Annotated in this window: 19 protein-coding genes and 1 tRNA gene; 11 read left to right on the plus strand and 9 right to left on the minus strand. The window is 68.8% G+C overall.

Annotated elements, in window-relative coordinates; genetic code table 11:
- Position 1: 1 nt before the first annotated feature.
- From H7J89_RS19975 to H7J89_RS19985, 3 genes are read left to right on the plus strand one after another with little or no spacing between them, the layout of a single operon-like run.
- Positions 2-922 carry a potassium-transporting ATPase subunit C gene (locus tag H7J89_RS19975; protein ID WP_264045833.1) on the plus strand — a complete coding sequence of 307 codons (921 nt, stop codon included), beginning with the start codon at positions 2-4 and terminating at the stop codon, positions 920-922.
- Positions 923-934: 12 nt separating this feature from the next.
- Complete coding sequence (locus H7J89_RS19980) at positions 935-3,502, plus strand: ATP-binding protein (RefSeq protein ID WP_264045835.1); 2,568 nt, start codon at positions 935-937, stop codon at positions 3,500-3,502.
- Complete coding sequence (locus tag H7J89_RS19985) at positions 3,499-4,179, plus strand: response regulator (RefSeq protein WP_264045837.1); 681 nt, start codon at positions 3,499-3,501, stop codon at positions 4,177-4,179. The genes H7J89_RS19980 and H7J89_RS19985 overlap by 4 nt, the downstream gene beginning before the upstream one ends.
- Before the next feature lie 33 nt (positions 4,180-4,212).
- Here the strand turns inward: H7J89_RS19985 and H7J89_RS19990 are convergent, their stop codons facing one another.
- The 8 genes from H7J89_RS19990 to mfd form a co-directional block, all read right to left on the minus strand.
- A complete protein-coding gene (locus H7J89_RS19990; protein ID WP_264045839.1) occupies positions 4,213-4,542 on the minus strand; it encodes a hypothetical protein in 330 nt (109 codons plus the stop codon).
- A gap of 199 nt (positions 4,543-4,741) precedes the next feature.
- Positions 4,742-5,686 (minus strand): Ppx/GppA phosphatase family protein, encoded by a 945-nt coding sequence (locus H7J89_RS19995; RefSeq protein ID WP_264045841.1) that lies wholly within the window; start codon positions 5,684-5,686, stop codon positions 4,742-4,744.
- A complete protein-coding gene (locus H7J89_RS20000) occupies positions 5,680-6,168 on the minus strand; it encodes a DUF501 domain-containing protein (protein ID WP_264045843.1) in 489 nt (162 codons plus the stop codon). The genes H7J89_RS19995 and H7J89_RS20000 overlap by 7 nt, the downstream gene beginning before the upstream one ends.
- Entirely contained in the window at positions 6,161-6,871 is a 711-nt protein-coding gene (locus tag H7J89_RS20005) for an FtsB family cell division protein (RefSeq protein WP_345317383.1), read from the minus strand. The genes H7J89_RS20000 and H7J89_RS20005 overlap by 8 nt, the downstream gene beginning before the upstream one ends.
- Entirely contained in the window at positions 6,852-8,141 is a 1,290-nt protein-coding gene (gene eno, locus H7J89_RS20010) for a phosphopyruvate hydratase (RefSeq protein ID WP_264045848.1), read from the minus strand. The genes H7J89_RS20005 and eno overlap by 20 nt, the downstream gene beginning before the upstream one ends.
- A 68-nt stretch (positions 8,142-8,209) precedes the next feature.
- Positions 8,210-8,938, minus strand: coding sequence for a lytic transglycosylase domain-containing protein (locus H7J89_RS20015; RefSeq protein WP_156744684.1), 729 nt, complete (start codon positions 8,936-8,938; stop codon positions 8,210-8,212).
- A 143-nt stretch (positions 8,939-9,081) separates the two neighbouring features.
- On the minus strand, positions 9,082-10,068 hold the full coding sequence (locus H7J89_RS20020; protein WP_264045851.1) for a nucleoside triphosphate pyrophosphohydrolase: 987 nt from the start codon (positions 10,066-10,068) through the stop codon (positions 9,082-9,084).
- Between the two features lie 73 nt (positions 10,069-10,141).
- A complete protein-coding gene (gene mfd / locus H7J89_RS20025) occupies positions 10,142-13,804 on the minus strand; it encodes a transcription-repair coupling factor (protein WP_264045853.1) in 3,663 nt (1,220 codons plus the stop codon).
- 107 nt (positions 13,805-13,911) lie between these two features.
- Here mfd and lysA point away from each other — a divergent pair, with 107 nt between their 5' ends.
- Entirely contained in the window at positions 13,912-15,252 is a 1,341-nt protein-coding gene (gene lysA / locus H7J89_RS20030; RefSeq protein WP_264045855.1) for a diaminopimelate decarboxylase, read from the plus strand.
- Here the strand turns inward: lysA and H7J89_RS20035 are convergent.
- Entirely contained in the window at positions 15,249-15,845 is a 597-nt protein-coding gene (locus tag H7J89_RS20035) for a TetR/AcrR family transcriptional regulator (RefSeq protein WP_156622474.1), read from the minus strand. The two genes, lysA and H7J89_RS20035, sit on opposite strands and share 4 nt — an antisense overlap.
- Before the next feature lie 168 nt (positions 15,846-16,013).
- Here H7J89_RS20035 and H7J89_RS20040 point away from each other — a divergent pair.
- The 7 genes from H7J89_RS20040 (at position 16,014) to H7J89_RS20070 (ending at position 21,759) form a co-directional block, all read left to right on the plus strand.
- Positions 16,014-16,085 (plus strand) — tRNA-Gln (locus H7J89_RS20040).
- Between the two features lie 186 nt (positions 16,086-16,271).
- The gene (glmU, locus tag H7J89_RS20045; protein ID WP_264045857.1) at positions 16,272-17,759 is read left to right on the plus strand and encodes a bifunctional UDP-N-acetylglucosamine diphosphorylase/glucosamine-1-phosphate N-acetyltransferase GlmU; all 1,488 of its coding nucleotides are present in this window, start codon (positions 16,272-16,274) and stop codon (positions 17,757-17,759) included.
- A 91-nt stretch (positions 17,760-17,850) separates the two neighbouring features.
- The gene (locus tag H7J89_RS20050; protein ID WP_066957338.1) at positions 17,851-18,831 is read left to right on the plus strand and encodes a ribose-phosphate diphosphokinase; all 981 of its coding nucleotides are present in this window, start codon (positions 17,851-17,853) and stop codon (positions 18,829-18,831) included.
- A complete protein-coding gene (gene arsC, locus H7J89_RS20055) occupies positions 18,832-19,188 on the plus strand; it encodes an arsenate reductase (glutaredoxin) (protein ID WP_264045860.1) in 357 nt (118 codons plus the stop codon).
- The gene (locus H7J89_RS20060) at positions 19,185-19,832 is read left to right on the plus strand and encodes an LpqN/LpqT family lipoprotein (protein ID WP_264045862.1); all 648 of its coding nucleotides are present in this window, start codon (positions 19,185-19,187) and stop codon (positions 19,830-19,832) included. Before arsC ends, H7J89_RS20060 begins: the two co-directional genes overlap by 4 nt.
- 245 nt (positions 19,833-20,077) lie before the next feature.
- Positions 20,078-20,959, plus strand: a complete 882-nt coding sequence (locus tag H7J89_RS20065; RefSeq protein ID WP_264045864.1) for an oxidoreductase — start codon at positions 20,078-20,080, stop codon at positions 20,957-20,959.
- 140 nt (positions 20,960-21,099) lie between these two features.
- On the plus strand, positions 21,100-21,759 hold the full coding sequence (locus H7J89_RS20070) for a 50S ribosomal protein L25/general stress protein Ctc (protein ID WP_264045866.1): 660 nt from the start codon (positions 21,100-21,102) through the stop codon (positions 21,757-21,759).
- Positions 21,760-21,766: the final 7 nt, after the last annotated feature.

Raw genomic sequence — 21,766 nt, forward strand, 5'->3', positions numbered from 1 at the left:
CATGAAGTTTTCGAGTTTCGTCCGCATGCACTGGGCGGCCTTTCGCGCATTGCTGGTGCTCACCGCGATCACCGGCATCGCCTACCCGCTGGTCATCTGGCTGGTCGCGCAACTGCCCGGACTGCACGACAAGGCGGAAGGGTCGATCCTCACCGCAAACGGAAAGCCGGTCGGCAGCCGGCTCATCGGTCAGCTGTTCACCGACAAGGACGGCAACCCGCTGCCGCAGTACTTCCAGAGCCGCCCCTCGGCGGCCGGTAACGGCTACGACCCGCTCTCGTCGGGCGCGAGCAACCTCGGGCCGGAGAGCATCGTCGACACACCCGCCGATCCGACCCAACTGGCGGCCGGCAAGTCCGCATCGGATGCGGGCTTCAAGCCGAGCCTGCTGACAACGGTCTGTTCGCGCAGCGCCGCGGTGGGCCAACTCGAACGGGTCGACGGTTCGCGGCCGTTCTGCACGGGCGGGGGCGTGGGTGCCGTCCTGTCGGTGATCGGACCTCGCGACGCCCGGGGGAACGTCGTCCACCCCACCCGGGTGGTCAGTGTCAACGAACCGTGCCAGGCGGCGACGCCGTTCCTGGCGCTCTACGAGGGTGTGCGCGTCGAATGCGCCAAGTACGGCGAGGACTACACGATCGGCCAGATCGTGCCGATCCGCGGCGCCGCACCCGCCAACCCGGCCGTGCCCGCCGACGCCGTCACCGCCAGCGGCAGCGGCCTGGACCCCGACATCTCGCCGGCCTACGCCGACCTCCAGGTGGCCAGGGTCGCCAAGGCAAGGCACGTCAGCCCCGATCAGATACGTGCGGTGTTGGCGCAGAGTCGGAGCGGCCGCACCCTCGGGTTTTTCGGTGAACCGTGCGTCAATGTGTTGCAACTCAACCTGGCACTCGATCACAAATATCCGGTCTCGAGCTAGCGCGATAGGGGGATGATGGTTGACGTGAGTGTCGTTGACCACCGTCCCAAACGCGGCGAGCTGCGGATTTACCTCGGCTCCGCTCCGGGGGTGGGCAAGACGTACGCGATGCTGGGCGAGGCTCATCGCAGGCTCGAACGCGGTACCGACCTCGTGGCCGGCGTGATCGAGACGCACGGCAGGGCGAAAACCGCTGAGCTGCTTGAGGGCATCGAGTTCATTCCGCCGCGCTACATCGAATACCGCGGCGGCAGCTTCCCCGAGCTCGACGTCCCGGCCGTCCTGGCGCGCAGACCGCAAGTCGTGCTCGTCGACGAGCTCGCGCACACCAATACCCCGGGCAGCAAGAACGCCAAGCGCTGGCAGGACGTCGAGGAACTGCTCGACGCCGGAATCACGGTGATCTCCACCGTCAATGTCCAGCATTTGGAAAGCCTCAACGACGTGGTCGCCCAAATCACCGGCATCGAACAAAAAGAGACCATCCCGGACTCGATCGTCCGGCAGGCGTCGCAGGTTGAGCTGATCGACATCACACCGGAGGCTTTGCGCCGCAGGCTGTCCCACGGCAATGTGTACGCGCCCGAGCGCATCGATGCGGCGCTGTCCAATTACTTCCGCCGCGGAAATCTCACCGCGCTAAGGGAATTGGCGCTGCTCTGGCTGGCCGACCAGGTCGACACGGCGCTGGCCAAATACCGCGCCGAGAACAAGATCACCGAGATGTGGGAGGCCCGGGAGCGGGTCGTGGTGGCGGTCACCGGCGGCGCGGAGTCGGAAACGTTGGTGCGACGGGCATCCCGGATCGCCTCGAAGTCCAGCGCCGAGTTGATGGTGGTGCACGTCATCCGCGGTGACGGTCTGGCCGGCCTGTCGGAGGCCCGGATGGCCAAGATCCGTGAGCTGGCGAGCAGCCTGGACGCCTCGCTGCATACCGTGGTCGGCGACGACGTGGCCACTGCCCTACTCGATTTCGCCCGCGAGATGAACGCCACCCAGCTGGTGATCGGCACCTCGCGTCGGTCGCGGTGGACGCGCATCTTCGAGGAGGGCATCGGCGCGAGGATCGTCGAGCAGTCGGGCAAGATCGACGTGCACCTGGTCACCCACGAGGAATCCAAACGCGGCTTCCGCGCGGCGTCACTGGCGCCCAACGAGCGGCGGGTGGCGTCATGGCTGGCGGCCATCATCGTGCCGTCGGCTATCTGCGCGGTCACGGTCACCTGGTTGGACCCGTATCTGGTTACCGGCGGCGAGAGCGCCTTGTTCTTTATCGGGGTGTTGCTGGTCGGGCTGCTCGGAGGTGTTGCCCCCGCGGCACTTTCGGCGGTGCTGTCCGGTTTGCTGCTGAACTATTTCCTGATCGCCCCGCGGCACAGCTTCACCATCGCCGAACCCAACAGCGCCATCACCGAACTGGTGCTGCTGATCATCGCGGTGGCGGTCGCGGTGCTGGTCGACGGCGCGGCCAAACGCACCCGGGAAGCCCGGCGCGCCTCGCAGGAGGCCGAGCTGCTGATTCTGTTCGCGGGCTCGGTGTTGCGCGGTGCCGATCTCGAGACGTTGCTCGAGCGCGTGCGCGAGACCTACTCGCAACGCGCGGTCAGCATGCTGCGCGAACGCGGCGAAGAGGATCGCGCGGGCGGCAGAAAGGCCGACGTCGTCGCCTGCGTGGGCAGGGATCCTTGTGTCAACGTCGATTCCGCCGACACCGCGATCGAGGTCGGCGACGACGAGTTCTGGATGTTGTTGGCCGGCAGGAAACTTTCGGCGCGCGATCGCCGGGTGCTGAGCGCGGTGGCCAAGCAGGCCGCGGGTCTGATCCGGCAGCGCGAGCTGGCCGAGGAAGCCAGCCGGGCCGAGGCGATCGTGCGCGCCGACGAGCTGCGCCGCTCCCTATTGTCAGCGGTCAGCCACGACCTGCGCACGCCGCTGGCGGCGGCCAAGGTCGCGGTCTCCAGCCTGCGCGCGGAGGACATCGCCTTTTCGCCCGCCGACACGGCGGAACTGCTGGCGACCATCGAGGAGTCGATCGACCAGCTGACCGCGCTGGTGGGAAACCTGCTTGATTCGTCGCGCCTGGCCGCCGGCGTGGTGCACCCGGACCTGCGCAGAGTCTACCTGGAGGAAACGGTGCAGCGGGCGCTGATCAGCATCGGTAAGGGCGCCACGGGCTTCTACCGATCCGCCATCGATCGGGTCAAGGTCGATGTGGGCGACGCGGTCGCCCTGGCCGACCCGGGGCTGCTGGAACGCGTTCTGGCCAACCTGATTGACAACGCGCTGCGATACGCGCCCAACTGTGTGGTGCGGGTCAACGCGGGGCGTGTGGGCGATCGGGTCTTGATCAACGTCATCGACGAGGGTCCCGGCATTCCGCACGGTGCAGAGGAGCAGATTTTCGAGGCGTTCCAGCGCCTCGGTGATCAGGACAACAGCACGGGGGTGGGTCTGGGCATGTCGGTTGCGCGGGGCTTCGTCGAAGCGATGGGCGGCACCATCTCGGCCGGTGACACTCCGGGCGGAGGGCTGACCGTGACGGTGGAGTTGGCTGCCCCGGAACCGATGGGTGAGCAATGACTCGGGTGTTGGTGATCGACGACGAGCCGCAGATCCTGCGGGCGCTGCGCATCAACTTGTCCGTGCGGGGATACGAAGTGATCACCGCCTCGAGCGGTGCGGGCGCGCTGCGGGCCGCCGCCGAACACAAGCCCGACGTGGTGATCCTCGACCTGGGCCTGCCCGACATCTCCGGTATCGACGTGCTGGCCGGCCTGCGCGGCTGGCTCACCGCGCCGGTGATCGTGTTGTCGGCGCGGACCGACTCGTCGGACAAGGTGGAGGCCCTGGACGCCGGGGCCGACGACTACGTCACGAAACCCTTTGGGATGGACGAGTTTTTGGCCCGGCTGCGGGCGGCCGTCCGGCGCAATGCCGCCGTGTCCGAGCTGGAGCAGCCGGTGATCGAGACGGAGGCGTTCACCGTCGATCTGGCCGCCAAGAAGGTCACCAAGAACAACGCCGAGGTCCATCTCACCCCGACCGAATGGGGGATGCTGGAAGTGCTGGTCCGCAATCGCGGCAAGCTGGTCGGCCGCGAAGAGCTCCTCAAAGAGGTATGGGGCCCGGCGTACGCCACCGAAACCCATTACCTGCGAGTGTATTTGGCGCAGCTGCGACGCAAACTCGAGGACGACCCGTCGCACCCCAAGCATCTGTTGACCGAGTCGGGCATGGGGTATCGGTTCGAGGCGTGAGGTTTGCGTGGCCGTGTGCCGTAGTCACATCTGTCACTCGCGCCCCTGCGTCGGAGGACTCGACGATTTGCCCGCCTCATAGCGACAACGCGCCGCCTCACGCAGAGCGAGCACGCGCTGATGGATTCGGTGTTCGGTGGAGCGCGGGATGGACCTCGGTCCGTATCGGCCGCGGTCGACACGACGCACCCTGTCTCGGCCGATCTCCCAACGCAAGGCGTCCGAGATGACCTTCGAGGCCCGGCCGGGGACCTGAAAACCCTGCCGGCTGAGAGCTTCGATCATTTCGCCGATGGTCGCGGGCCCGTTGTGAGCGATGTACGTCGTGAGCACGTAACGCAGTTCGATTCCCTGAAGGTTCATCGCCGCACCATCGCATACCGGTATGACACCCCGGCCTTGTCGCTGTGAGGCGGGCAAATCGTCGAGTCCTCCGGAACGGAGACGCAAGTGGCGGCTGTGACTCCCCCGAACGACCGAAGCCCGACACCCCGGCCTTGTCGCTGCGAGGCGGGCAAATCGTCGAGTCCTCCGGCACAAAGACGCAAGTGGCGGCTGTGACTCACTCCGCGATCGACAGCACGATGCCGTCCAGGATGTCGTGCTCGCTGACGGTCAGCTCGTCGATGCCGGCGCGGGCGCGCAACTCGCGCGCCAACTCCTCGACCACGATCGCACCCCCGCCGATCACGTCGGCACGCCCCTCGTGCATCGGCGGCAGCGCCGCACGTTCGGATCGAGACATCGCGATCAACCGCTCGCACACCGCCAGCAGATCGCCGCCGGAGACTCGCGAAAGATGAATGGCCGCAGAGTCATACGTCGTCATGTTGTGGGCCAGCGCGGACAGCGTGGTCATCGTGCCGGCCAGCCCGACCCAGGTCCGCGCCCCCTCCACCGGCACCACGCCCAGCGCGACCTCAAGACGTTCGCGCACCACCGCTCGGGCCTCCTCCACCTCGTCGGACGTCGGTGGGTCCGAGTGCAGGCAGCGTTCGGTCAGCCGGACGCAACCGATGTCGGCCGAGTAGCTCGCCACCACCGCCTCGCCGCCGACGACGATCTCGGTAGAACCGCCGCCCAGGTCGACGACCACGAAAGGCCCCGCAGCAGGGTCTAATTCGCCTACGGCTCCACGGAAGGAAAGCGCCGCCTCTTCGGCGCCGGTGATGACCTCCGCCACCGCGCCCGGCACCACAGCGCCCAGCACGTCGGCCGTCATCGCAAAGAAGACATCACGATTGGCGACGTCGCGCGCCGCCGACGTGGCCACCATCCGCACCCGCTCGACGCCGTGGCGCTCGAGCAGTGACGCGTAATCGGTCAAAGCGCCGCGGGTTCGGGCGATCGCCTCCGGCGCGAACTCGCCCGTCGCATCGACGCCCTGCCCCAGCCGCACGATCCGGGTCTCCCGATGAACGTCGCGCAGCCGGCCGTCGCTCACATCGGCGATCAGCAAACGAATCGAGTTGGTGCCGCAGTCGATTCCGGCGAGCCTGCTCACCATTGGTCCGCCGGCAAAACACCCGCCATTGCCGGCTCGGGGGCCAGGATCGCCAGCGCCTCGTCACCGAGGGGATTGCAACCGGGTCCCTTCGCCAGCGAGTGCGCGATCAGCACGTGCAGGCACTTGACCCGGTCCGGCATTCCGCCACCGGAAAACGTCGTGCCCAGTGGCTCGATCGCGTCCCGTTCGGCCAGATACGATTCGTGGGCTCGCCGGTACGCGGCCGCCAATTGCGGGTCACGCCGCAGCCGCTCGGTCATCTCACGCATCAAGCCCGTCGTTTCCAGCCTGCTCGCGGCCGCGGTCAACGCCGGATGTGTCAGGTAGTACAGCGTCGGAAACGGCGTTCCGTCAGGAAGTTTCGGCGCGGTCTTCACCACGCCGGGCTCGCCGTTGGGGCAGCGGTAGGCAATCTCGAGCACGCCGCGTGGCTCACGCCCGAGCTGACGCGCCACGGCCTCCAGGTCCGCACGATCAACCACCGGGCGCCGTGGGGTTCGGTGGGCCCGGCGGAACGGGACCGGCCGGGCCCGGTTCCGACGGGGCGGGCGGGACTTCGACCGGGGGAACATTGGCCGGCGGCAGGTGTGGCGCATCGGCGATGGTGTGCCAGAGCGACGTGTACCAGGGATCGCTGTTGGCGGGTTTCGCCGCCTGGCTTCCCGGCTCGGAAGGTGACGCCGCGCTCTGGGGCAGCTGGACCTGGAACGGGATGTCGCCCGGCTTCACGAAGCCGAGCCGCTCGCGGGCCTGCGCGGCGATGTAGGCCGGATCACCGAGTTTGGCCTTCTTCTGCTCGAGTTCGGCGATCTGGGCGCGCAACGCGGCTTCGCTTGCCATCAACTGATTCATCTCCGTGCGCTGTGCAAAGTAGGTCCGCACCGGGCCGGCGATGGTGAGCGTCAGCACGCAGACGACCGCGGCGAGCACCGCCGCCCGCCGCGCGGTGAAACCCAAGCGCTGCTCGGACCGCTGTTCGACCGATTCGACCGCGTGTCGCTTGATGGGCTCGACGACATGCTCGACCGACCGCGCGTTGGGCTGCTTCGCGGTTTGGGACGGCTTGGAAGACGGCTTGGCCGTGCGGCGGCGCCGAACCGAATCCCCGGCCTTCCCCGGACGCGATGCCGGGGAGCGCCGTTTCGGATCCGGCTTGGCGGGCAAGCTATTTGGCCTCCGGCGCATACCGCGGGAACGCCAGATCGCCGGCGTAGCGAGCGGCGTCGCCCAGCGCCTCCTCGATCCGCAGCAGCTGGTTGTACTTGGCGACCCGCTCACTGCGGGCGGGCGCACCGGTCTTGATCTGCCCGCTGCCGACGGCCACCGCCAGATCGGCGATCGTGGTGTCTTCGGTCTCGCCGCTGCGATGGCTCATCATCGTGCGGTACCCGCTGTGGTGCGCCAGCGCAACCGCATCGAGAGTCTCGGTCAGCGTGCCGATCTGATTCACCTTGACCAGCAACGCGTTTGCGACGCCTTTCTCGATACCTTCTTCCAGGCGCTCGGGATTGGTGACGAAGATGTCGTCGCCGACGATTTGCACACGGTCGCCGATCGCCGCCGTCAGCGCCGCCCAGCCGTCCCAATCATCTTCGGACAGCGGGTCTTCGATGGAGATCAGCGGGTAGGCGCCGAGCAGGTCGGCGTAGAACTCCGCCATGTGCTCGGCGCTGCGGGTGCTGCCCTCGAAGATGTATCCGGTGCCCTTGTTGTAGAACTCGGTGGCCGCCGCATCAATGGCCAGCGCCACATCCGTACCGAGTTTCAGGCCCGCCGACTCGATGCCCTGGCAGATCAGGTCAAGGGCCGCTTTGGTGTGCGCCACGTCGGGCGCGAAGCCGCCCTCGTCACCCAGGGCGGTGCTCAACCCCTGCTTTTGCAGCACCGATTTGAGTGAGTGGTAGACCTCAGCGCCCCAGCGCAGCGCCTCGCTGAAGCTGGGGGCGCCGATCGGGGCCACCATGAACTCCTGGATGTCGACGGCGGTGTGGGCGTGCGCACCGCCGTTGACGATGTTCATCATCGGCACCGGCAGGATGTGGGCGTTGGGTCCGCCGACGTAGCGGAACAGCGGCAGCTCGGCCGAGTCGGCGGCCGCTTTGGCGACGGCCAGCGAGACGCCGAGGATCGCGTTGGCGCCCAGCCGGGACTTGCCGGGGGTGCCGTCCAGGTCGACCAGCGCCTGGTCCACCAGCCGCTGGTCGTCGGCGTTGAGCCCGATCACCGCCGGGCCGATCTCGTCGAGAACGGCTTGCACCGCCTTTTGCACGCCCTTGCCGCCGTAACGCTCACCGCCGTCGCGCAACTCATGGGCCTCGTGCTCACCGGTCGACGCGCCGGACGGCACCGCCGCGCGGGCAAAGGTCCCGTCGATCAGGGCAATCTCGACCTCGACCGTCGGGTTACCGCGGGAATCGAGGATCTCGCGCGCCCCGACCTGCTCGATAATCGGCACTGAGTTTCTCCTTGCGTCGTAGCTGGTGCCGGCCTCGCCGCCGTTAGCGTAGGGCCTGATACATCCTGCTACAGCGGGTGACCCGCCGCATAAGCGGTCGCCCAGTCGCGCACCGCGCGCGCGTAGACGCCGGAGTTGTTGTAGGCCCGCAGCGCGGTTATCCAGCCCCGCGGCGTTGCCAGATCCTTACCCCGCCAACACAGGTAGCCCGCGGCCGCCAGCGCGGCGTCGTCGATGTTGTCCGGGCTGAGGCGGCCGTCGTTGTGGGCGTCGACGCCGTACAACCGCCAGGTCTCGGGGATGAACTGCATCGGCCCCATGGCCCGCACCACCCCGTCGTCATCCGTCACCGGTTCCTCGCTGTCGACGATGCGCAGGGTGCCGCCGCTGCCGTCCAAGCGGACACCGCGAATGGGGGGGCTGACGTCACCGTTGGGCGCCAGCCGCGCGCCGCGATAGGTGCCGTGGTGGCTCTCGACCTGCCCGATGCCCGCCAGTGTGGTCCACGCGATATGACACTTCGGGTTCTCGACCTCGGCGACCCGGGCGGCATACGCGTAGGCCTCCAGCGCGATCACCGGGATCTCCAGGGTCGGGGAGCGCTGTTCGGCCCAGGCCCGAAGCTGGTCCGCGGGCCGACCGCTGGCGTGCGTGTCCACCGGCGGCACCGGCGCCCCGGCAGGCGGCGGGACGCCCTCCGGGATGAACAGGCTGAGCTGCCACGTGCAACTGGAGGCCAGCAGCATCGCGGTCGCGCCGATCACGGCGGCCGCGCGCAACCAACGCCTCGGCGACACCATGCTGGTTAAAGCTCCCTCGACTCCCCGGCACCAACTTCCGCACAACCATCGTCCCATGGGTTGCGGTGCTGCCCGGCCCTATCGGGGCGGCCAGCGCACGATTTCGGCAAACTATCGGTTAGCTGACGCAGCATCAGCGGTCAGGCGTCGTCGGCAACCGCATCCGCCGCAGACTCGTCGGGCACCTCGTCCGACGGCCAGTGCGCACGCCACTCGTCTTCGGTGACCTCGCCGAGCGGGGCGACGTCGAATTCCTCCGGAACACCCGCGCCGCGGCGCGTCGCGGCGATCGCCCGCTCGACTGCGCGGACCGTGTCCACGAACTCCAGAACCGCCGTGCGCAGCGCGCTTTCCGCGTCGCCATCGGCCGACACCGAGATGGAGGTGATCTCGACGGGGATGAGATCGGCGGGCAGGCCGGCCTTCTCGGCACGCTGAATCACCTTCTGAGCCAACGCCAACGCCGGCTGCCCGGTATGCACCTCGTCCATCACGTATTTCCGCGGCTTTTCGGCCGCCTTGCGCTCTTCCCATTGGGCCAATTGCTCTTCGAGCGAAATGGTCTGACCCGCAAGCACACCCGGCACCCGATTGCCCAACTTTCGCATCAGCGTGACGGCGACGTCATCGATGGTGAAGGGAAATTGCGGGGCGTCCTCCGCGATGCGCGCGTGAAAGAGCACCTGCAGCAACACGTCGCCGAGTTCTTCGCGTAGCTGGTCGGCGCTGCCGCTGCGGACCGCGTCCAACAGTTCGTAGGTCTCCTCGAGCAGGAACCTGCGCAACGAGTCGTGAGTCTGCTCACTCTCCCACGGCCCGGCGGTGCGCAGTTTGTCCATCATGGCCACCACATCGACCAGTCGTTCGCCGCGCGGTGTCTCCGGCGCGGAGATCAACCGGGCGCCGGCCGCCAGCCGGGCGGTGACGGCGGGATGCTCGGGGTCCGACGACAGCAGCACCGGCGCTGGATCATCGGGGTCCCCGGCATGCACCGGACGCGCCGCGGGCAGCGACCACGGCACGGCGACCGGCATCTCCTCGGTGTACTGCACCTCACCGCTGAGGTGTTCGATCGCCTCGACCGGCACCAGCGAAGGGCGGCGGGGGTCGAACAATACGACGATCATGGACGCCGCTCTCCCCCGCGAGCGGGTGGTGCCCCCACCCCATCGCATCGCTTTGCCTCGTCGCCGGCGCGGATCATCGCGCTTGCCGCTCCTCACTGGCCATCGCTGCAGGTGAACTCGTTATATCAACATCCGTCTGGGGTTTACCTTGCAGCGCCGTCACCAGATTGGCCACCATCTGCACCAACTCCACGTCGCGGATGCGTGCCGCACCGACGCCCCCGTCCCGCGGGATGGGCACCTGCACCGTGGAAGTCGTGGCGCGGTAGCTCGCGGCCGGATACATCCGCTTGAGGCGCACCTGGGCCGAATCGGGCAGCGTTATCGGCGAGAGCCGCACGGTCGCCGCCGACGGGGCCGACACCTCGGTGATGCCGGCGCCGCGGCACAGCAACCGTAACCGCGCGACCGCCACCAGGCGCAGGGCCGGTTCGGGCAACGCACCGTAGCGGTCGACGAGTTCCTCGATCACGGCCGCGATCTCGCTGTCCGAGCCCGCCGCGGCCAGCCGCCGATAGGCCTCCAGCCGCAGCCGGTCGCTGGCGATGTAGTCCGGCGGCAGGTGGGCGTCCACCGGCAGGTCGATCCGCACATCCTTGGGCTCCTCGGCGGTGGTCACCGTCTGACCGTCGGCCGCCGCCCGGTATGCCTCCACGGCCTCGCCTACCAGCCGCACGTACAGGTCGAACCCGACCCCGGCGACGTGCCCGGACTGCTCGACACCCAGCACGTTGCCGGCGCCACGGATTTCGAGGTCTTTCAACGCGACCGCCATGCCCGCGCCCAGCTCGTTGTTCTGCGCGATGGTCGCCAACCGGTCGTAGGCCGTCTCGGTCAGCGGGGCGTGCGGCGGGTACAGGAAGTACGCGTAACCGCGCTCGCGGCTGCGCCCCACCCGGCCGCGCAGCTGGTGCAGCTGCGAAAGCCCGAAGGTGTCGGCGCGCTCGACGATCAGCGTGTTGGCGTTGGAGATGTCCAGCCCGGTCTCCACGATCGTCGTGCACACCAGGATGTCGTACTCGCGGTGCCAGAACCCCTGCACCGTGCGTTCCAGCCGCTCCTCGGGCATCTGCCCGTGCGCGACGACCACCCGCGCCTCCGGCACCAGCTCGCGGATCCGGGCCGCCGTCCGGTCGATGGAGCTCACCCGGTTGTGCACGTAGAAGACCTGCCCGTCGCGCAGCAGCTCGCGCCGCAAGGCGGCCGCCACCTGCTTGTCGTCGTGCGGCCCGACGTAGGTCAGCACCGGATAGCGCTCTTCGGGCGGGGTCAGGATGGTCGACATCTCGCGGATCCCCGCCAGGCTCATCTCCAGCGTGCGTGGGATCGGGGTGGCGCTCATGGTCAGCACGTCGACGTGGGTGCGCAGCGACTTGATGTGCTCCTTGTGCTCGACGCCGAACCGCTGCTCCTCGTCGACAACGACCAGGCCCAGGTCCTTCCAGCGCACCCCGGTCTGTAGCAGCCGGTGCGTGCCGATCACCACGTCCACCGACCCGTCGGCCAGGCCCTCGATCACGGCGCGGGACTCGGCGTTGTCGGTGAACCGGGAGAGCCCCTTGACGGTCACCGGGAAGCCGGCCATTCGATCGGTGAACGTCTGCAGGTGCTGGTCGGCCAGCAGCGTGGTGGGCACCAGCACGGCGACCTGCTTGCCGTCCTGGACGGCCTTGAAGGCCGCGCGCACCGCGATCTCGGTCTTGCCGTAGCCGACGTCGCCGCAGATCACCCGGTCCATCGGGATCGGCTTCTCCATGTCGGCCTTGACCTCGGTGATGGCGGTGAGCTGGTCGACGGTCTCGGTGAAGCCGAACGCGTCCTCCATCTCGGCCTGCCACGGGGTGTCCGGCGCGAAGGCGTGCCCGGCACTGGCCTGCCGTTTCGCATACAGCGCGACGAGCTCGCCGGCGATCTCGCGGACGGCGCGACGGGCCTTGGTCTTGGTGTTGGCCCAGTCGCTGCCGCCCAGCTTGGAGAGCGCGGGCGCCTGCCCGCCGACGTACCGGGACAGCTGGTCCAGCGAGTCCATCGGGACGTAGAGCTTGTCCGACCCGCCGCCCCGCTTGCTGGAGGCGTACTCGAGCACCAGGTACTCCCGCCGCGCCCCGCCGACCGTGCGTTCCGTCATCTCGACGAACCGGCCGATGCCGTGCTGGTCGTGCACCACCAGGTCGCCGGCCGTCAGCGCCAGCGGATCGACGGTGTTGCGCCGCTTGGCCGCCAGCCGCTTGCCCTCGACGGCGGTGGCCCGGCTGCCGGTCAGGTCGGTCTCGGTGATGACGACCAGGTTGGCGCCCGGGATGACGACACCGTCGTGCAGCGGGCCCTTGAGGACGCTGACGATCCCCGGTTTGAGCGTGGTGTCGGCCGCGCCCGGTTCCAGCATCGCCGCGGGGGTGTCGGAGTCGGCCAGCCGCTCGACGACACGATGGGCGGTGCCGGCGCCCGGGGCGACGACCGCGGCGTAGCCGCCGGTCGATACGTGCGCGCGCAGCATGGCGAAGATGCCGTCGATGTCGTGCTGGTGCCCGCGGGCCGACGGCGCCGCCCGGATCTCCAGCTCCACCGCCGACTCGTCGGACAACTGGCTCAACGTCCACCAGGGATGACCCGAGCGCGCCGCCGCGGCGTGCACGTCGTCCAGCTCGGCGAACCCCGACCCGCCGAACTGCGCGACGTCGACGGGGGCGTCGGTGCCCAGCGCCGCGACGGACCACGACGCCTCGAGGAACTCGCTGCCGGTCTTGATCAGGTCGGCGGCCCGGGTGCGCACTTTTTCGGGGTCACACAGCAGCACCGGGGTGCCCTCGGCCAGTTGGTCGGTCAGCAGCGCGTGTTCGCCGGGCCGCAGGACCGGCAGCAGCGCCTCCATGCCGTCGACCGCGATGCCCTCGCCCAGCTTGGCCAGCATGTCGGTGACGCTGCCGGTGATGGCGGGCTCGACCCCGGAATGCCGGGCGGCCAGCGCGGCGGCGCGCTCCCGCACGTCGTCGGTCAGGAGCAGTTCGCGGCAGGCCACCGCGATGACGGTCTCCACCTCGATCTCGGGTATGGAGCGCTGGTCGGCGACGGAGAACATCCGCATCTCGCTGACCTCGTCGCCCCAGAACTCGATGCGCACCGGATGCTCGGCGGTCGGCGGGAAAACGTCGAGAATCCCGCCGCGCACGGCGAATTCGCCCCGCCGGCCGACCATGTCGACCCGCGTGTAGGCCAGCTCGACCAGCCGGGCGACGACCTCCTCGAAGGCGATCTCCTGTCCGACGCTGAATGTCACCGGCTCGAGCAGGCCCAGCTGCGGCGTCATCGGCTGCAGCAGTGAGCGGACGGCGGTCACCACGACGCGCAGTAGTGGACCCAACCGGGCGTCGTCGGGATGGGCCAGCCGGCGCAGCACCGTCAGCCGGGCGCCGACGGTGTCGACGCCCGGAGAAAGCCGCTCGTGCGGCAGGGTCTCCCAGGACGGGAAGGCCGCCACGGCGTCGCCGAAGACGCCGCGAAGTTCGGCGGTCAGGTCATCGGCTTCACGCCCGGTCGCGGTGACTACCAGCAGAGGACCCAACCGCTCCAGCGCGCTGGCGACGAAAAGCCGTGCGCTGGCCGGACCCACCAGGTGCAGCTCGGCCGGTCGCCCTGCCGCGCTTTCGATCAGTTGCTGGAAGGTCGGCGCGGTGAGCGCCAATTCAACGAGCCCCGCGATCGGGGGTTCTGGGCGAGCAGGCCCCGGTGCGGTCATGATGAATCCATTCTAGGGGCGCCAGAATTCGTCAATTTTGACCCCGGCGCCGTCAAGGGATCGTTAGGAAAACGGCCCCCGACCCGACGCGGGCGCACGTTGGATTCATGACATTGCTGGACATCCTGCCGTCCCTGGGCCACGCGGCTCCCCCGCGGTTCGATCCCGCGATCTGGCCCATCACCGCCCACCCCGACGAGGAGGGCAGGCTCAGCGTCGGCGGTGTACCCCTGGCCGATATCGCCGACGAGTTCGGAACCCCGGCCTACGTGCTCGACGAAACCGACTTCCGGCGCCGCGCCCGCCGCTACCGCAAGGCGCTGCGCGGCATTCAGGTGGTGTACGCCGGAAAGTCGCTGCTGACCACCGCGGTGGCCCGGTGGGTCCGCGAAGAGGGCCTCGGTATCGACGTCTGCTCGAGCGGTGAGCTGGCCGTGGCCCTCGCCGGCGGAATCGCCCCGGCGCGGATCATCATGCACGGCAACGCGAAATCGCCCGACGAGTTGCGCGACGCTGTCCGCGCCGGGGTGGGGCGGATCGTGGTGGATTCGTGCATGGAGATCGCCTACCTCGCGGGCGTGGCCCGCCGGCGCCAGCCGGTGCTCATCAGGGTCACCCCGGACATCGATATCCACGGACACCGGGCGGTCACCACGGGTATCAGCGACCAGAAGTTCGGGTTCACTCTCGCCGGCGGCCATACCGCCGACGCGGTGAGGCGGGCGCTGGCCCACCCGATCCTCGACCTGGTCGGCCTGCACTGCCACATCGGCTCGCAGGTCACCGACCCGGCGCTGTACGGCGAGGCGATTCACCGGCTGATCGCCGCCATGGCCGACATCCGGGCCCGGCACGGCGTCATCCTCACCGAACTCAACCTCGGGGGCGGGCACGCCGTCCCCTACGTCCCGGGCGACGCCGAGCTGGACCTCGACGAGCTGGCCCGCGTCATCGAGGACGCGCTGGACGACGCCTGCGCCGCCGAGCACTTCCCCCGCCCGAGCGTCGTGGTGGAACCGGGCCGGGCCATCAGCGGGCGGGCCGGCGTCACCCTCTACCGGGTGTGTTCGGTGAAGACGCAGTCGGGCGGGCGCACCTTCGTCGCCGTCGACGGCGGCATGAGCGACAACCCGCGGGTGTCGCTGTACGGCGCCCGCTACACCGTCGCGTTGGCGAACCGGCACCCGCTGGGCCTCAAGCAGCGCGTCACCGTGGCCGGCCGGCACTGCGAAGCCGGCGACGAGATCGCCCGCGACATCGAGCTACCCGCCGACCTGCGTCCCGGCGACCTGCTGGCGGTGGCCTGCACCGGCGCCTATCACCACAGCATGGCGTCGAACTACAACCTGGTCGGCCGCCCGGCGGTGGTCGGCGTGCGGGACGGCCGGGCCCGCGAACTGGTCCGCCGTGAAACGATCGCCGACTTGCTGGCCCGCGACCGCGGCTAACCGTCGTCCTGCAGCCGCGGGTCGGCTTCCAGATGGGTCAGCCCGTTCCACATCAGGTTGACCAGGTGCGCCGCTACCACTTCTTTCTTGGGCTCACGCGTGTCGAGCCACCACTGGGCCGTCATCGAGACCGAGCCCACCAGCGCCTGGGCGTACAGCGGCGCCAGCTCGGGATCCAGGCCGCGGCGGGCGAAGTCGCCGGCCAGGATGGAGCTGACCTGGTTGACGGCGTCGTTGAGCAGGCTGGAGTAGGTGCCCGAGCTGATCGCGGCCGGTGAGTCGCGGATCATGATGCGGAAGCCGTCGGTGCGCTCTTCGACGTACGTGAGCAGCGCCAGCGCGACCCGCTCGACCCGCACCCGGGACCGGTTGTTGGTCAACGACGACGTGATGCCGTCCAGCAGCGCCGACATCTCGCGGTCGACGACCACGGCGTACAGCCCCTCCTTGCCGCCGAAGTGCTCGTAGACGACCGGCTTGGACACGTTGGCGCGCAACGCGATCTCCTCGATGGAGGTACCCTCATAACCGCGTTCGGCGAACAGCGAGCGTGCGATGCCGATGAGTTGCTGTCGGCGCTCGGTACCGGTCATCCGGGCGCGCGGCGCGCGGGCCTCTTTGTCCGGCTCCTTATCGAGAACAGCCACGTCAATCAGCGTATAGGGTCGCGCGCACCGAACCGCCCGTCTTTCCCTCGGCGCCGCGATCGGCCCGCCCACCGTCTAAAGTCTGTTGGTGGCGCGGGCCCAAAAGGCTTGCAATCCGTCGTGGTGTAATCGGCAGCACCTCTGATTTTGGTTCAGATAGTTCAGGTTCGAGTCCTGGCGACGGAGCTTGGCTCGTCGAGTAGTGGGGCCTATGCACGAATTCGAGGCGGCGGTTTCCATACTCAGGGCCCACAGTCGCGAGTGGACATGAGTGATCGCCCAGGCCCCTGTCTTTGCGTCAACATCATGTGAAGTGCCACGCTTGACGGCGTGTCGTCGTGCCAGCGCGCACGCCGGGGTTGAGGAGAGTTGATGGCGTCTCGTGGTGATACCGCGGTCCTGGTGCTCGCGGCCGGGCCCGGCACCCGGATGCGGTCGGACACCCCCAAGGTGCTGCACACGATCGCCGGTCGCAGCATGTTGTCCCACCTGCTGCACGCGATCACCAAGGTCGCGCCGCAACATCTGGTGGTGGTCCTGGGCCACGACCACCAGCGCATCTCCCCGCTGGTCGCCCAGTGGGCCGACGACCTGGGGCGCGGCATCGAGGTCTCCCTGCAGGACCGCCCGCTCGGTACCGGCCACGCGGTGTTGTGCGGCCTGTCCGCGCTGCCCGAGGACTACGCCGGCGTCGTCGTCGTGACCTCCGGCGATACGCCGCTGCTGGACTCCGACACCGTGGCCGACCTGATCGCGACCCACAACGCGGGATCGGCCGCCGCGACCGTGCTCACCACGACGCTCGCCGACCCCACCGGGTACGGGCGCATCCTGCGCACCCAGGACAACGAGGTCACCGCGATCGTGGAGGACGCCGACGCGACACCCTTCCAGCGTGAAATCCGCGAGGTCAACGCCGGCGTCTACGCCTTCGACGTCGCCGCGCTGCGCTCCGCGCTGAGCCGGCTGAGCTCCAACAACGCCCAGCAGGAGCTGTACTTGACCGACGTCATCTCGATCCTGCGCGGCGACGGGCAGGCCGTCCACGCCCAGCGCGTCGACGACAGCGCCCTGGTCGCCGGCGTCAACAACCGCGTCCAGCTCGCGCAACTGGGCGCCGAACTCAACCGCCGGATCGTCGCCGCGCACCAGATGGCCGGGGTGACCGTCGTCGACCCCGCGACCACCTGGATCGACGTCGACGTCACGATCGGCCGCGACACCGTCATCCACCCCGGCACCCAGCTGCTGGGCCGTACCCGGCTCGGCGGCCACTGCGTCGTCGGCCCGGACACCACGCTCACCGACGTCACCGTCGGCGACGGCGCATCGGTGGTGCGCACCCACGGCACCTCGTCGGCCATCGGCGCCGGCGCCACGGTCGGCCCCTTCACCTACCTGCGGCCCGGGACGGTGCTGGGCGACGACGGCAAGCTCGGCGCGTTCGTCGAGACCAAGAACTCGACGATCGGCACCGGCACGAAAGTTCCGCACCTGACCTACGTCGGCGACGCCGACATCGGCGAGCACAGCAACATCGGAGCGTCCAGCGTCTTCGTCAACTACGACGGCACCAACAAGCGGCGCACCACGATCGGCTCGCACGTGCGCACCGGTTCGGACACCATGTTCGTCGCCCCGGTGACGGTCGGCGACGGGGCGTACACCGGCGCGGGGACCGTGGTCCGCGACGACGTCCCCCCGGGCGCACTGGCGGTGTCCGCCGGACCGCAACGCAACATCGAGGGCTGGGTGCAGCGCAAACGACCGGGCAGCGCGGCCGCCGAAGCGGCCGAAAAGGCGACCCGAGAACCGGCCGGGGCCACCGACGACACAGCCGAGCCCGAATCGACATCGTGACTTTGGTATCTGGTAACCCGGCCACATTTCCGTACCATTCGCTACGTACGATTGGCCATCCACTTCTGATCCGAACGGCGAGGGCAGCGCGTTGAGCCACGACTGGACCGACAACCGCAAAAACCTGATGCTCTTCTCCGGCCGAGCGCACCCGGAGTTGGCCGAGCAGGTGGCAAAGGAGCTCGACGTCCACGTCACCGCGCAGACGGCCCGGGAGTTCGCCAACGGCGAGATCTTCGTCCGGTTCCACGAGTCGGTCCGCGGGTGCGACGCGTTCGTCCTGCAGTCGGCCCCGGCGCCGGTGAACGACTGGCTGATGGAACAGCTGATCATGATCGACGCGCTCAAGCGGGGCAGCGCCAAGCGGATCACCGCCGTCATGCCGTTCTACCCCTACGCCCGCCAGGACAAGAAGCATCGCGGCCGCGAACCGATCTCGGCGCGACTGGTCGCCGACCTGCTCAAGACGGCGGGCGCCGACCGGATCGTGACGGTGGACCTGCACACCGACCAGATCCAGGGTTTCTTCGACGGCCCGGTCGACCACATGCGCGGGCAGAACCTGCTCACCGGCTACATCCGGGACAACTACCCGGACGGAAACATGGTGGTCGTCTCCCCGGACTCGGGCCGGGTGCGCATCGCCGAGAAGTGGGCCGACGCATTGGGTGGCGTCCCGCTGGCCTTCATCCACAAGACCCGGGATCCTCGGGTGCCCAACCAGGTGGTGTCCAACCGCGTCGTCGGCGAGGTGCAGGGCAGGACCTGCGTGCTGATCGACGACATGATCGACACCGGCGGCACGATTGCCGGCGCTGTGCAGCTGTTGCGCGATGACGGCGCCGCCGACGTCATCATCGCGGCCACCCACGGCGTGCTGTCCGACCCGGCCGCCGAGCGGCTCGCGGCCTCGGGTGCTCGCGAGGTGATCGTCACCAACACCCTGCCGATCGGCGAGGAGAAACGCTTCCCCCAGCTCACCGTCCTGTCCATCGCGCCGCTGTTGGCCAGCACCATTCGCGCCGTCTTCGAAAACGGCTCCGTCACGGGGCTATTCGACGGGGACGCCTAGATGCCTGCACGGCCAGACGAGACGGTCATCTACCACAATCCCCGGTGCAGCACCTCCCGAAACACGTTGGATCTCTTGCGCGACAGTGGGTTCGAGCCGACCGTCGTCGAGTACTTGAAGAACCCGCCGTCGCGCGACGAACTGGTGCAGATGATCAACGACGCCGGGATCGACGTGCGCACCGCGGTGCGCAAGCGGGAATCGCTGTACTCCGAGCTCAATCTCGCCGATGCGACCGACGACCAGTTGCTCGACGCCATGGTCGAACACCCGATCCTGATCGAACGGCCGTTCGTCGTCACGCAGAGGGGCACCCGGCTGGCTCGGCCGGTCGACACGGTCCGCGAGATTCTGTGAGACGTGCCTGCGCGGCCGCGGCCATCGCCCTGACGCTGCCCGCGGTGGCGTGCGGCCCGAAAACGCCCGACTATCAATCGATCTGGTCCACGACGCCGACAACCACGACCACCACGACACGGGTGGCCAAGCCCGTGCCGCTGTCGCAATATCTGCAGAACATCGGCGTGACCGGCGAGCAAGTCGCGCCGGGCAACCTGCCCGACCTGACGGTGTCGATACCGACGCCCCCGGGCTGGTCGGTGGCGAACAATCCGAACATCTCCCCGAAGACGCTGATGATCTCCAAGGGCGGCAAGTATCCGACCGCCAGACTCGTGGTGTTCGTCCTGCACGGCGATTTCGATGCCGCCCAGGTGATCCAGCACGGCAACGACGACGCCCAATTGTTCGAGGATTTCAAGCAGCTGGACGCCTCGACGACGCCCTACAACGGCTTCCCCTCGTCGATGATTCAGGGCAGCTACGACTTGGATGGCACACGGCTGCACAGCTTCAACCGGATCGTCATCGCCACCGGTTCCCCGCCCGCCAAGCAGCGATACCTGGTTCAGCTGACCATTACCGGCCTGGCCAACGAGGCGGTCGCGCAGTCGACCGACATCGAGACGATCATGCGAGGGTTCGTCGTCGCGGCGAAGTGACTTCGGCCTTTGGTCGGCGAGATTGCCACCATGTCGTGATCGGGGCTACAACCACAGCCTTGGCGGCAATCTCAACGTGATCATGTGCAGTGCTGGTCCTTGGTGAATTCCACACCAGCGCCTGCCCAATCCCCGCGCAGCCGGCCCCGCGCAGTGGAGGGCCATCACCGGCATCACCGGGCCCACCACGGTGCCGCTGGAGTTCGACACCGGGCACTGAGGGAGTCCTATTAGGCTCATCAGCCATGACAAACTGGACCGCCGCAGACCTGCCGTCGTTCGCCGGGCGCACCGTGATCGTCACCGGAGCCAACAGCGGGCTCGGCGCGGTGACGGCCCGCGAGCTGGCGCGGCGGGGCGCCACGCTCGTCATGGCGGTCCGCGACGTTCGCAAGGGCGAGAAGGCCGCGCTGCAGATCAGGGGTTCGCACACCGGCCCGGTCGAGGTGCGCCCGCTCGACTTGCAGAATCTGTCGTCGGTGCGGGAGTTCGCCGACGGCGTCGACAAGGTCGACGTGCTGATCAACAACGCGGGCATCATGGCCGCCCCGTACGCCCGGACCGTCGACGGGTTCGAGAGCCAGATCGGCACCAATCACCTCGGCCACTTCGCCCTGACCAACCTGCTGCTGCCCAGGCTCACCGACCGGGTGGTCACGGTGTCGTCGATGGCGCACTGGCCGGGGCGGATCAGCCTCGACGACCTGAACTGGGAGCGGCGGCGATACTCGCCCTGGCTGGCCTACAGCCAGTCCAAGCTCGCGAACCTGCTGTTCACCAGCGAGCTGCAGCGACGCCTGGCGGCGGCCGGTTCCACGCTGCGCGCGCTGGCCGCCCATCCCGGCTACTCGCACACCAACCTGCAGGGCGCCTCCGGCCGCAAGCTGGGCGACGCGCTGATGTCGGCCGTCACCCGGGTGGTGGCCACCGACGCCGACTTCGGCGCTCGGCAAACGCTGTACGCGGCGTCGCAGGACCTGCCGGGCGACACGTTCGTCGGCCCGCGGTTCGGTCAGGCCGGCCGCACCCAGCCGGTCGGGCGCAGCCGCCGGGCGCAGGACCCCGCGATGGCGGCGGCGCTGTGGGAGCTGTCCGAGCAGCTCACCGGCACCAAATTTCCGCTCTGAGGTGCAGATGCGCTAACCTGACCGGGCGTCACGGCGAGGGTGGCTGGCCAGCCAGCACCGTTATCGACGGAGACCGACGAAACTGTCGCGACCCCGGCCGTGCCCCCACACTCAGGCATTGAGCACACAGGAGCGACACGATGGCCAAATCCGCAGGCAACCAACTCACCGCCACGGTGCGAACCGAAACCGGCAAGGGCGCGTCCCGCCGCGCCCGCCGCGAAGGCAAGATTCCCGCCGTCCTCTACGGCCACGGCGCCGCCCCGCAGCACCTCGAGCTGCCCGGCCACGACTTCGCAGCCGTGCTGCGCCACGCGGGCACCAACGCGGTGCTGAGCCTGGACATCGACGGCAAGGAACAGCTGGCGCTGACCAAGGCGCTCGACATCCACCCGATTCGCCGCACCATCCAGCATGCCGACCTGCTGGTCGTGCGGCGCGGCGAGAAGGTCGTCGTCGAGGTCCGAGTCGTCATCGAGGGCGACGCCGTTCCCGGCACCCTGGTCACCCAGGACACCAACACCATCGAGATCGAGGCCGACGCGCTCTCGATCCCCGAGCAGCTGACGGTGTCCGTCGAGGACGCCGAGCCGGGCACCCAGTTCACCGCCGGGCAGGTCGCCCTGCCGAAGGGCGTGAACCTGATCTCCGACCCGGAGATGCTGGTGGTGAACGTGGTCACCGCGCCGACCGCTGAGGACCTCGAGGAAGAGGGTGCGGGCGAGGTCGCCGAGGCCGAACCAGCCCCCGCGGAAGAGGAAGCCGGCGAGGCCGAGGCCCCCGCGGACGAGTCCGAGTAGGCGGACT

The organism is Mycobacterium paraffinicum (assembly GCF_025822865.1).
Taxonomy (GTDB): domain Bacteria; phylum Actinomycetota; class Actinomycetes; order Mycobacteriales; family Mycobacteriaceae; genus Mycobacterium; species Mycobacterium paraffinicum.

Excerpts from the sequence above, each read along its gene's own strand:
- glmU (WP_264045857.1), top strand. The coding sequence starts at position 16,272 with ATGGCGTCTCGTGGTGATACCGCGGTCCTGGTGCTCGCGGCCGGGCCC.
- mfd (WP_264045853.1), bottom strand. The coding sequence starts at position 13,804 with ATGACCGCACCGGGGCCTGCTCGCCCAGAACCCCCGATCGCGGGGCTC.
- H7J89_RS20065 (WP_264045864.1), top strand. The coding sequence starts at position 20,078 with ATGACAAACTGGACCGCCGCAGACCTGCCGTCGTTCGCCGGGCGCACC.
- arsC (WP_264045860.1), top strand. The coding sequence starts at position 18,832 with ATGCCTGCACGGCCAGACGAGACGGTCATCTACCACAATCCCCGGTGC.
- H7J89_RS19975 (WP_264045833.1), top strand. The coding sequence starts at position 2 with ATGAAGTTTTCGAGTTTCGTCCGCATGCACTGGGCGGCCTTTCGCGCA.
- H7J89_RS20005 (WP_345317383.1), bottom strand. The coding sequence starts at position 6,871 with ATGCGCCGGAGGCCAAATAGCTTGCCCGCCAAGCCGGATCCGAAACGG.
- H7J89_RS19985 (WP_264045837.1), top strand. The coding sequence starts at position 3,499 with ATGACTCGGGTGTTGGTGATCGACGACGAGCCGCAGATCCTGCGGGCG.
- H7J89_RS20020 (WP_264045851.1), bottom strand. The coding sequence starts at position 10,068 with ATGATCGTCGTATTGTTCGACCCCCGCCGCCCTTCGCTGGTGCCGGTC.
- H7J89_RS19980 (WP_264045835.1), top strand. The coding sequence starts at position 935 with ATGATGGTTGACGTGAGTGTCGTTGACCACCGTCCCAAACGCGGCGAG.
- lysA (WP_264045855.1), top strand. The coding sequence starts at position 13,912 with ATGACATTGCTGGACATCCTGCCGTCCCTGGGCCACGCGGCTCCCCCG.
- H7J89_RS19995 (WP_264045841.1), bottom strand. The coding sequence starts at position 5,686 with ATGGTGAGCAGGCTCGCCGGAATCGACTGCGGCACCAACTCGATTCGT.
- H7J89_RS20035 (WP_156622474.1), bottom strand. The coding sequence starts at position 15,845 with ATGACCGGTACCGAGCGCCGACAGCAACTCATCGGCATCGCACGCTCG.
- H7J89_RS20070 (WP_264045866.1), top strand. The coding sequence starts at position 21,100 with ATGGCCAAATCCGCAGGCAACCAACTCACCGCCACGGTGCGAACCGAA.
- H7J89_RS19990 (WP_264045839.1), bottom strand. The coding sequence starts at position 4,542 with ATGAACCTTCAGGGAATCGAACTGCGTTACGTGCTCACGACGTACATC.